At 75.0% G+C, this 11,135-nt stretch carries 8 protein-coding genes; 6 read left to right on the plus strand and 2 right to left on the minus strand.

The window, feature by feature from the left end; genetic code table 11:
• Nucleotides 1-549: 549 nt before the first annotated feature.
• Nucleotides 550-1,713 carry a polysaccharide deacetylase family protein gene (locus tag ACWGKU_RS27475; RefSeq protein ID WP_452180462.1) on the minus strand — a complete coding sequence of 388 codons (1,164 nt, stop codon included), beginning with the start codon at nt 1,711-1,713 and terminating at the stop codon, nt 550-552.
• A 292-nt stretch (nt 1,714-2,005) separates the two neighbouring features.
• Nucleotides 2,006-3,832 carry an AMP-dependent synthetase/ligase gene (locus ACWGKU_RS27480; protein WP_452180459.1) on the minus strand — a complete coding sequence of 609 codons (1,827 nt, stop codon included), beginning with the start codon at nt 3,830-3,832 and terminating at the stop codon, nt 2,006-2,008.
• Nucleotides 3,833-4,231: 399 nt separating this feature from the next.
• Between ACWGKU_RS27480 and ACWGKU_RS27485 the strand changes: the two genes are divergently transcribed.
• The 6 genes from ACWGKU_RS27485 (at nt 4,232) to ACWGKU_RS27510 (ending at nt 11,043) form a co-directional block, all read left to right on the plus strand.
• A complete protein-coding gene (locus tag ACWGKU_RS27485; RefSeq protein ID WP_452180460.1) occupies nt 4,232-7,363 on the plus strand; it encodes a sensor histidine kinase in 3,132 nt (1,043 codons plus the stop codon).
• Nucleotides 7,360-7,779 carry a roadblock/LC7 domain-containing protein gene (locus tag ACWGKU_RS27490; protein ID WP_049652175.1) on the plus strand — a complete coding sequence of 140 codons (420 nt, stop codon included), beginning with the start codon at nt 7,360-7,362 and terminating at the stop codon, nt 7,777-7,779. The genes ACWGKU_RS27485 and ACWGKU_RS27490 overlap by 4 nt, the downstream gene beginning before the upstream one ends.
• Before the next feature lie 179 nt (nt 7,780-7,958).
• The gene (locus ACWGKU_RS27495; RefSeq protein WP_452180463.1) at nt 7,959-8,408 is read left to right on the plus strand and encodes a DUF742 domain-containing protein; all 450 of its coding nucleotides are present in this window, start codon (nt 7,959-7,961) and stop codon (nt 8,406-8,408) included.
• Nucleotides 8,409-8,511: 103 nt separating this feature from the next.
• Nucleotides 8,512-9,063 carry a GTP-binding protein gene (locus ACWGKU_RS27500; protein ID WP_401053816.1) on the plus strand — a complete coding sequence of 184 codons (552 nt, stop codon included), beginning with the start codon at nt 8,512-8,514 and terminating at the stop codon, nt 9,061-9,063.
• A gap of 401 nt (nt 9,064-9,464) precedes the next feature.
• Nucleotides 9,465-9,623 (plus strand): hypothetical protein, encoded by a 159-nt coding sequence (locus ACWGKU_RS27505; RefSeq protein WP_452180461.1) that lies wholly within the window; start codon nt 9,465-9,467, stop codon nt 9,621-9,623.
• Between the two features lie 784 nt (nt 9,624-10,407).
• Nucleotides 10,408-11,043, plus strand: a complete 636-nt coding sequence (locus ACWGKU_RS27510; protein WP_452180464.1) for a winged helix-turn-helix domain-containing protein — start codon at nt 10,408-10,410, stop codon at nt 11,041-11,043.
• The last annotated feature ends 92 nt before the right edge of the window (nt 11,044-11,135 follow it).

Below are 11,135 nucleotides of genomic sequence, written 5' to 3' on the forward strand. Positions count from 1 at the left end.
GTTACCGGAGATCGGGGCCGGAGACGGGGCCGTCATCGGGGCCGATGATCGATCGGCGCCGATGGTCGGATCCCGGTCCGGTGCTACGGCTGCTGGCCCGTCCGGCGACATCCGTCGCGGGACGCGGCTCGCGCACGCGGGCACCGCGGTGACCGCCCGGCGTCAGATCAGGGAAGCGGAGAGAGTGCTCATCGCGCATCGTCCCTTCGGAAAGTGCCGGCTCGGCTGCCGGCCGGCCCACTGCTCTTTGGCCGACGCCGCGCTGCACGCCCCCATTAGAGCCAGGCCGCGGACACGCTGTCAACGAGCGGGATCACCGGCCCAGGGCGTCACCTCCGCCGCCGACTTCGAGGCGCGCCTGATCGGTTGGACGGGGGATGCCTTCGGTGGCTGAGCTGCCACCGGGCCCGAGCCGGGTGGGAGCCCCACCTCGGCCGCGAGCGGCGACGCGCCGCCGCTCCCCTCGGAGGCGGCGGCGCGTCGGGTCCGGAGTGCGTGGTCCGGTGCGCGTCGGGTCCGGAGCGCGTCGGCGGCTCCGGACGGTTCCCGTCAGTGCAGGTAGTCGACCAGGCCGGCCGGCTTGAGCCCGGCGGCGTCGGCGGCGGCGAGGGCGCGCTGGAGGTCGGCGGCGAGGGTGTCGGTCCAGTGCATCAGCACGACGTCGCCCGGCTGCAGCGGGCCCGGGTGCCAGATGTTGGCGGCACCCCAGCTGAAGTCCGCGTCGGCGGTGAGCACGGTGCGGATGCCGCAGTTCGCGGCGGCCTGCAGGGTGTCGGCGTTCCAGGTGAAGTACGGCGGGCGGAAGAACGTCGGCGCGGTGCCGAAGAGGCGGGTCATCGAGTCGCGTGCGTCGCAGATCTCGACCTGCTGCCGCTCCAGCGGGAGCGTGCTGAGGTCGGCGTGGGAGACGCTGTGGTCCTGGATCGAGGAGCCGGGCACGGCGGTGACCCGCTGGAAGAAGGCCGGGTCGGCGGTGGCGGGCATCGGCAGCGGGAAGGCGGTGATCGGCAGCCGGTGGTCGGCGATGAACCGTTCCGCCTCGGGGGTGCGCTGCCAGCCGTCGTCCACGGTGAAGAAGACGACCTTGTCGTTGGTGGGGACGGAGCCGGCGGCCACGGCCGGGGCGGGTGCGGGGCCGTCCACCCGGACGTCGTCCACGGAGAACGGGCCCTGCTGGTACCAGCCGTGCACGTACAGCCGGACGCTGCGCGCGTTCGGGCCGGTGGTGAACCGGGTGCTCAGCCGCTGCCAGCCGCCGCCGGTGGTCTCCGTCCAGGCGGGGGCGACGTCCTGGCCGGTGCCGGTGGCGCCCAGGTGGACGAAGCTGCCGCGGACCCACGCGGAGGCCGTGTAGGTGGTGTTGGGCTGGACCGCGACGGCCTGCGCGCACTCGCCGGTGGAGTCGGCGTTCGCCGGGGTGACGGTGAGCGCGGAGGTGCCGGCGTGCGGGGCGGTGGTGCTGACGGACGCTTCGGCCGGTCCGCCGGTGCAGCTCCAGCCGGGGACGCTGCCCCAGTCGGCGAGGTCGGGGGAGGGCAGCTCGAAGCCGGGGTTGGTGGCGAGGTTGACGGTCGGCGCGGCCTGGGTGCCCGGGCCGCCGGACGGGGGAGCGGCGGCGGAGGCCGCGGGTGCAACGAGACCGGTGAGCAGCGCGACGGAGGCGGCCAGCACGGACAGGCGCGTGGACAGGCGCGAGGACAGGCACGTGGACATCGACACGTGAGGACTCCAGCAAGTGGGGGCACGCCCGTGGGGAGAGCGTGAGCGGAATCGGACCGTGGAACTCTGAACGTGGAACTCTGAACGTGGAACTCTGAGCGGGGAATTCTGAACGTGGAACTCCGGGATGCGGAACCCCGGATCGTCGCAACAATGGACTAGACCAATGGGGCCGTCAAGGGAACGGCGGGTGAACCCGGCGGTCCCGGTCGGCCGACTCGCGGTCACCACGCCCGGGGAGCACGGGACAAGACGTCACGTCAGGGATCCGGCGGACGGGCCCGGTTCAGGACAGGTACAGCTCCTCGATGTCCGTCGCGTAGTACTCGGCGATCGCCGTCCGCCGTAGCTTGAGCGAGGGGGTCAGCAGCCCCTGCTCCTCGCTGAACTCCCGCGGCAGCAGCCGGAAGGCGCGGATCGACTCGGCCCTGGAGACGGCCGTGTTCGCGGCCGCCACCGCACGCTGGACCTCCACGTGCAGTTCCTCGTCCGCGAGCACCGTCCACGGGTCCGACTGCTCCCGCCCGTGGGTCTTCAGCCAGTGCGCCAGTGCCGCCGGGTCGAGCGTGATCAGTGCGGCGACGTACGGGCGGTCGTCGCCCACCACCAGGCACTGGGAGACCAACGGATGCGCCTCGACCCGCTCCTCCAGGGCCGCCGGAGCCAGGTTCTTGCCGCTGCTGGTGACGATCAGGTCCTTCTTGCGGCCGGTGATGCTGAGGTAGCCGTCCTCGTCCAGCCGGCCCAGGTCGCCGGTCGCGAACCAGCCGTCGACCAGGGACTCGGCGGTGCACTGCGGATGGTTGAGGTAGCCGCCGAAGACCGAGCCGCCGCGCACCCACACCTCGCCGTCGTCGGCGATCGCCACCGAGGCACCCGGCACCGGTCGGCCGACCGTGCCGAGCTTCTGCCGTCCGGCCGGGTTGGCGGTGATCGCGGCGGTGGTCTCGGTCAGCCCGTAGCCCTCGTACAGCTGGAGGCCGGCGCCGGTGAAGAACAGGCCCAGCTCGCGCCGGAGCGTCGAGCCGCCGCTCATCACGCTGCGCACCCGGCCGCCGAGCACGGCCCGCAGCCTCGGGTAGACGGTCCGCTCGTACGCGAGGTGGCGCAGCCGCAGGGCCGCGCCCGGGCCGGGGCCGCGGCCGAAGGCCTTCTGCTCCCGGGCGGCGGCCCAGTCGACGGCCACCTGCCGGGCCTGTTCGAAGAGTTCGCCGCGGCCGGCGTCCTCGGCGGCCCGCCGGGCCTGCTGGAAGATCTTCTCGAAGATGTACGGGACGGCGTGCAGGAAGGTCGGGCGGAAGGTCTCCAGGGCGGGCAGCAGCGCGTCGGTGGAGACCTCGGGGACGTGCCCGATCCGGAAGCCGCCGCGGATCGCCGCGATCTGCACGGCGCGCCCGTAGACGTGCGCGAGCGGCAGGAACAGCAGGGTGGCGGGGCGGCCGCCGCCGGTGTCGCGCAGGACGTCCCCCCAGCCGGCGAGCAGGGCGTCGGCCTCGGCGGCCAGGTTGGCGTGGGTGAGCAGGCAGCCCTTGGGGCGGCCGGTGGTGCCGGAGGTGTAGACGACCGTGGCGATGTTCCCGGTGGCGACGCCGAGGCGCTGGCGGTGCACCAGGGAGTCGGGCACGCCGAGGCCGTCCTCGGTGATCGCGGCGACGCAGTCCCGGTCGAGCTGCCAGATGCCGGTGAGGTCGGGCAGCGCGTCGCAGACCGCGCCGACCGTCATCGCGGCGTCCTCGTCCTCGACCAGGCAGGCCACGGCCTGGGTCTCGGCGAGGATCCAGCGCACCTGCTCGGGGGAGGCGGTGGGGTAGACCGGGACGGTGATGGCGCCGATCGACCAGAGTGCGTAGTCGAACAGCGTCCATTCGTAGCGGGTGCGGGACATCAGGGCCACCCGGTCGCCGTAGCGCACGCCGTGGGTGAGCAGGCCCTTGGCCAGGGCGAGCACCTGGTTCCGGAACTCCCGGGCGGTGACGTCCTGCCACTGCCCGTCCCCGGCCCGCCAGGACAGCTGGACCAGGTCGGGGGTGCGCTCGGCGGTGTCGTAGAGGGAGTCGGCGAGTCCTCCGGTGGCCTCGGGCGCGGCCGGGGCGGGGGTGGTGAACTCGCGCACGGTCCTCCCCAGTTCGGTGCCGGTCGTACGGGTGGTACGGGGTGCGCCGAAACTATCGGATCGCCCTGTCACTGCCCAGGGTTGTGGCGGTGACACGACGAGATCGGCACGGCTCCCCTCCGGTGGTGTCGCGCCCGGGGAGGTCAGGGGGAGGCGAGGGGGAGGCGCCGGGAAGGAATCGCGGAGGCCGCGGGTCCCGCGCCGGCGCCGCATTCCGGGCATCGACGGATGTTCCGGATGCGTAGCGGAGGACGGGTGACCGGTTTCTGACGTGTGCGGGACGAGACCGGTCGGTGGACCGGTTCACCCCTCGAACGAGTGGTCAGGGCGTAGTAGAGTCTCGCAGACCTGTGGCCGGGAGCCCCTCCGCCGACCCCTCCAGCGTTCCCAAGACCCGCCATGTTCCCCCCTCCGCTCCCCGTCCGCGCCCGGCACTTCCCGACCGAGGACTCCATGCGTCTGCGCAGCAGCTCGATCCGCGCGAAGATCATCGCGCTGCTCCTGGTGCCCATCGTCGCGCTCACGGCCCTGTGGGCGTACGCGACCATCGCCACCACCGGGGACGTCTGGAACCAGCTCGGGATCAGCCGTACGTACAAGGAGTTCGCGGGCCCGGTCGACCAGTACACCGGCGACCTGCAGAACGAGCGCCGCGCCGCCGTCCAGCGGCTGGCCGACCCGCGGTCGCCGACCGCCAGGGAGGCCTACGAACGGTCCAAGGCCGCCACCGACCGCAGCCTGGACGTGCTGCGGCAGAAGAAGGACGGCTCCGGCGGCAAGCTCTCCGCCCCCCAGCGCGGTCGCTTCGTCCAGATCATCGCCGCCGCCGACCAGCTCGGACCGCTGCGCGCCCAGGTCGGCCGTTCCGCGCTGAACTGGGAGTTCGCGCTGGGCCAGTACAGCGACCTGGTCAAGCCGGTGTTCGGCTTCCGGTCCGCCTACGTCGCCCGGCAGAGCGGCCAACTCCCCCGTCAGGGCACCATCCTGATCGAGCTGGTGCGTGCCCGGGAGTACCTGTCGCAGGAGGACGCGGCGATGGAGGGCCTGCGCACCGGCGCCGCCAGGCCCACCGCCGAGCAGTACCAGGTCGCGCTGGACGCCCTGCACAACCAGCAGGCGCTGTTCACCGTCTACGTCGCCGAGCTCGACCCCGCCGACCAGTCCGACTACGCCGCGCTGCGCGGCGGGGAGGCCTGGGGCGCACTGGCCCGAGCCGAAGCGGACTTCGTCGGCGCCGGCGGCCCCGACCGCGTGGTCCAGGCGCTCAACACCGACTCCTGGCGGGAGACCGCCGACCGGGCGCTCGGCGACCTCGCCTCGATCAACAGCCGGATCTCCGCCGGGCTGGACGAGCGCGCGCGGTCCGCGGCGATCGGGATGCTCTGGCGCGGCGGCATCGCCGGTGCGGTCGGCCTGGTCGCCGTGGTGCTGTCCATCATGATCTCGTTCCGGATCGGCCGGGGCTTGGCCCGCGAGCTGATCGGCCTGCGCAACGCGGCCGACGAGCTGGCCGGCACCCGGCTGCCGTCCGTCATGCTGCGGCTGCGCCGCGGCGAGCCGGTGGACGTGGCCACCGAGGCCCCCGAGCTGCACTTCGGGAACGCCGAGATCGGCCAGGTCGGCCAGGCCTTCAACGCGGTGCAGCGGGCCGCCGTCGAGGCCGCCGTCGAACAGGCCGAACTGCGGCGCGGGGTCTCGGCGGTGTTCGTCAACCTGGCCCGGCGCAGCCAGGTGCTGCTGCACCGGCAGCTCACCCTGCTCGACACCATGGAGCGCCGCACCGAGGACCCGGCCGAGCTGGAGGACCTCTTCAAGGTCGACCACCTCACCACCCGCATGCGCCGCCATGCCGAGGGCCTGATCATCCTGGCCGGTGGTTCGCCCGGGCGGGCCTGGCGCAAGCCGGTCCGGATGGTGGACGTGGTCCGGGCGGCCGTCGGCGAGGTCGAGGACTACGCCCGGGTGATCGTCCGGCCGTTCCCCGGCACCGGCCTGCTCGGCAGCGCCGTCGCGGACGTCACCCACCTGGTCGCCGAACTCGTCGAGAACGCCGCGGTGTTCTCCCCGCCGAGCACCCAGGTCACCGTCCAGGGCGAGGTGGTCGCGCACGGCTTCGCGCTGGAGATCGACGACCGCGGCCTCGGGCTGAGCGAGCAGATGCTCGCCGAGATCAACGAACGCCTCGCCGTGGAGCAGGAGTTCGACCTCGCCGACACCGACCGGCTGGGCCTGTTCGTGGTCAGTCGGCTGGCCCGGCGGCACGGCATCCGGGTGCACCTGCGGCCGTCCCCCTACGGGGGGACGACGGCGGTCGTGCTGATCCCGCGCGAACTGCTCGCGGAGGCGCCGGACGGGAAGCCGGAGCCGGGCCCGGCCGGGCACCGGGCCGCGGCGGGCGGCCGGCGCGGGCAGCGGGACCTGGTCGCCGTGCCCGGGTCGGGGGGTGCCTCCTCGGCGGCGTCCGGGTCGGTCGGCTTCGCGGGTGCGGGTTCGGGTGCGGGTGCTGGTGTTGGTTCGGGTGCGGGTGCCTCGGCCGGGACGGGGGTCGGAGGCCGTACGGGCGCCGTCGCCGGCGGTGACGAGGCGGGCAAGCACCGCGGAACGACGGGCGGCCCGAGGCCGTCCGTGCCGGAGGCGGGCCGTACGGCGGGCGGGCTGCCGCGCCGGGCCTCGCGGGGCAAGGGCGGGCCGGTGCTGGTCCCCGCGCCCGTGGCGGACACCGAGGACGCGCCGGGGACGGGGCGCCACCGGCGGGAGGACCTCGCGGTGGCGGCGGCCGAGGCGGCCGTCGCGGCTGCCGGTTTGGCCGGTGTGGTCGGGGTCGCCGGCGCGGCCGGGGTCGAGCCGGCCGCCGACCCGGCCGCGGCTGCGCCCGTGGACGCCGCACCTCGCACGCTCGGCGGCCTGCCCCGGCGGGTCCGGCAGGCGAACCTGGCACCGCAGCTCAGGGATCAGCTCACGGAGCAGCTGAAGGAACGGTTCCGCAACGGGGCCGGAGCCGACGGCGCGGCCGGGGAAGCGTCGGCCGCGGACACCCGGGACGGCCGGGGCCCCCGCGACGGCGGGGAGACCCGGGAGGTCCGGGAGCGCTCGCCCGAGGAGGCCCGGGCCACCTTCGCCTCGTTCCAGCGCGGCTTCACCCGTGGTCGCGGCGCCACCGTTCCGGCCGACCGTGCGGGCGCGTCCCCCGGCCGCGCCGGTGCGCCGGCGGACCGCCCCGGTGCTCCGTTGACGGATCGTCCCGGCACGCCCGACGATCGTGCCGTACGGGGGAACGGGCGATCCACCGCCGTACCGGCCTGGCAGCCGCCGGACCGGTCCCGACGGGCGATCGCCCCGGCACCCGCCCCGGCGGCGCTGCCCGCGCCGCAGGACACCGGCCGGGCACCGCTCGCCCGTCGGGTGCCGCCCGGGCAGCCGGTCCGCCGGAACCCGGACACCGGCGCGCCCGTGCCACCCGCCGTACCCGAACCACCCGTTGTACCCGCTCCACACGCACCACCCGCTCCAGCGGAAGGAACTGATTCATGACCACGTCGATGCAGTCGTCAGGGGACCTCAACTGGCTCCTGGACGACCTGGTGGGGCGCGTCGCGGCCCTGCGGCACGCGGTGATCCTCTCCAACGACGGCCTGGCCACCGGTGCCTCCCGCGATCTCGACCGCGAGGACGCCGAGCACCTGGCAGCCGTCGCCGCCGGGTTCCACAGCCTGGCGAAGGGCGCCGGCGGGCACTTCAAGGTCGGTGGCGTCCGGCAGACCATGGTGGAGCTGGACGAGGCCTTCCTCTTCATCACGGCCGCCGGCGACGGCAGCTGTCTGGCCGTGCTGAGTGAGGCCGAGGCGGACATCGGCCAGATCGCGTACGAGATGGCGCTGCTGGTCAAGCGGGTCGGCGAGCACATGGCCGCCGAGCCGCGCACCGAAACCGCCCCGCCGGTGAGATGAGCGGTCCGATGGCGGATCCGATGGCGGATGTGCCGGGCGGCCCGGAGACGTCGGACGGCCCCCAGGTGCCGGTGGGCACGGCCGGGCCGTCCGGCGTCGGAGGGTCGGCCGGTGCCGGGGGTTCGGCCGGCGCCGATGGCCCGTCCGGTGTCGACGGCCCGGACGGCCCGGACGGCCCGGTGGCGGAGGGCGGGCAGGCGGACCCGGACGGGCCCGACGTCGACCTCTTCCGGCCGCGCACCCCGGTCGACGACCGCTGGTTCGACGACGAGGCCGGCCCGGTGGTGCGGCTCTACTCGATGACCCGCGGCCGGACCCGGCCGGTCGAGGAGGGGCTGTTCGACCTGATCTCGCTGGTCACCGCCGTCGAGCCCGGGCCGGTCGCGGGGGCCGTGCCCGCGCACGTCCTCGACCCGGAGCACCAGACGCTGCTCACCCTGTGCCGCCGCGAGCCGCTCTCCGTCGCCGAGCTCGGCTCCTACACCGACCTGCCGGTCAGTGTGGTGCGGGTCCTCCTCGGCGACCTCTACGACGCCGAGCTGATCAGCGTCACCCGACCCGTTCCGCTCGCCGAGCTGCCGGACGAGCGCCTGCTGCGAGACGTGATCAATGGACTCCGTGCGCTCTGACCCCCACCCCCGACCGGTCGGCACCGCGCCCGACCGGGACGGCACCGCGGCCCACCCGGCGAACGCCAACGACCCTCGCTGGCGCGGCGGTCCGTCCGTCGCGGTGAAGATCCTGGTCGCGGGCGGCTTCGGCGCGGGCAAGACCACCCTGGTCGGCTCGGTCAGCGAGATCCGGCCGCTGCGCACCGAGGAGGAGCTCAGCGAGCTGGGCCGTCCGGTGGACGACACCTCGGGGGTGGAGGCGAAGCGCACCACCACCGTCGCGATGGACTTCGGCCGGATCGACCTGCGGCCGGGCCTCGCGCTCTACCTGTTCGGCACGCCCGGGCAGGACCGGTTCTGGTTCGTCTGGGACGAACTGGCCCGCGGCGCGCTCGGCGCCCTGGTGCTCGCGGACACCCGGCGGCTGGCCGACTGCTTCCCCTCGGTCGACTTCTTCGAGCAGCGCGGCATTCCGTTCCTGGTCGCGGTGAACTGCTTCGAGGGCACCGAGCGGTTCTCGCCGGACGAGGTCCGCGAGGCGCTCGACCTCGACCCGGGCATCCCGGTGCTGCTCTGCGACGCGCGGCTGCGGCAGGACGGCAAGGACCTGCTCGTCGCGCTGGTCGAGCACGCCGCCGCCCGCACGTATCGCCGCGCCCCGGTCGGCGCCTGAGGGCGACTCGGCTCCGGCCCGACGTCGGCCGCGCGGCGGCGGTGCATCGGGCGGGCGGCGGCGGTGGAGCATCGGTGTGCCGCGGTGGTGCATCGGGCGGGCGGCGGCGGTGGTGCGAGGACTTGGCAGGTGGGCGCGCCGACCTGCCCGTTCAGCCCGCTGTCTCACCCGACCGTCCGCATCCCGGACGATCACTGTGCCGAAGGTTGCCTAGACCGGCCCGGCCGTGGAAGGCTCTGTGGACGAAGGCCGCCCGGCCATGCCGTCGGGGGTGCTGGAAACACCCCGTTCGCACGGGCGTTGCGACCGGCGGACGGCCTTCGACGAACCGGCGAGGCATCGTCGGCGGGCGCCGGAGACGGCGCGCCACCGTGTGGAGAACGAAGGGGGAGGGCAGCCGGATGACCGTCGGCCGACGATGCATCATCACCGCCGTGCCCGGCTCCCCGATGCCCGATGCCCTCGTGTCCGGCACTGCCGTGCCCGGTGCCGCCGATCCGGCGCTCACCGTCCGCCGCTACATCGACCACGCGCTGACCTGCAGCGCGTGTTGTCGCTGACCGGCCTGACCTTCCCGGTGCGTCCCCGGCGCTGACGGCCCATCCGGCCCACCGCCCTACGCACCGCCGACACCCGTCGACCAGGCCGTAGCGGACCGCCCCACCGGCGTGCCCGCGGCCGACCATCCGGACCCGCCCAGCGGAGAGACCACCAGTGAACATCGTCTGCCCCAGTACCGCCCCCGACGTCGTCGGCCGTACCCGAACGACCGGGTCGGCCCCCGCGATGCGCGCGGACGGACGGATCGGACGGTGGAACGGGTGCGGGAGCCGCGCCGTGGACAGCCGACGGGGTCGCCCCGACCTCGAGCCGTTCTGGCCGTCCCGGCAGCCGCACCTGTTCGATCAGACGTGTCCCGGCTCGCCCAGCGCGTCCCGGCCCTCCGCCCGCTGATCCGGTTCGGTCCAGCCCAGGCAGTACGCCCGGTCGACGCGCAGACGACTCCACCCCGTCCGTCACGCGCGAAATGAGCGGCACACCATGTCTTCTTCTTCCACGGCCACCCTGCCCCTGCCCACCGCGACCCCGCACCTGCGCGCGGTCCGCTCCGTCCCGCCGGTCACCGCCGTCCCCGCGGCCGGTCCCGGCACGTCCGGGGTCGCCGGACCGTCCGTCCCCCCGGCGCCGGGGGCCGACCGATGGCCCGGCGCGGCGACCCGCACGCCCCAGGCCCGCCCGACCCAAACCCGCCCGCCCCACGCCGGTCCGCCCCACGCCGGCCCGGTCCGCCCGGCCGTCGTCCCGGCCCCCGCCGCCGCGCAGCCCGGTGCGACGGTCCCGCAGGTGCCCCAGGCGCTGCTCGCCGCGCTGCCGGAGGGGGCGGCCGTCGTCGCCACCCTGCCGCAGGGTGTGCTGCCGCAGGGGGTGCTCGCCCAGTTCGGCGCGCAGTTCGGCGGCGTGAACGGCAGCCCGATGGTCGGCTACCTGGTGCTGGTGCCGGCCGAGAGCCCGGTGACCGGGACCGTCGGGCTGCCCGGCGTTCCGGCCGGCGCCGCCACCGTCTCCGGGGCCGCCGCGCTCTCCGGGGGGCACCCGGTCCCCGGGGCTCACCCGGCTCCCGGTACGCCGACGGCGACCGGTGGGTCCGCCGCCCACGCCGTCGCGGGGGGCCGTCACGTCCGCCCGGCCGAGCGCGGTATCGCCGTCGACAGCGAGCGGCGCAACGCCTACGTCGACGGGCGGCTGCTCGACCTCACCTACCTGGAGTTCGAGCTGCTGGCCCACCTCACCGAGCACCCGCAGCGGGTGCACACCCGGGACCACCTGGTCTCCGCGGTCTGGGGCTACGGCCACGTCGGGGACGGGCGGACGGTCGACGTGCACGTCGCCCGGCTGCGCCGCAAGCTCGGACCGGCCTACCGGGACACCATCGTGACGGTCCGCCGGGTCGGCTACAAGTACACCCCGGCCACGGTCTGACGGCGGGCGGCCACCGGTCCGGTCCCGTCGGCGGGCCGCCCGCCGGTCGGCCGCCACCGTCGGGTCCCGGCGGGGGGGGGGGGGGCGGGGGG

Source organism: Kitasatospora sp. NPDC054768 (assembly GCF_053612025.1).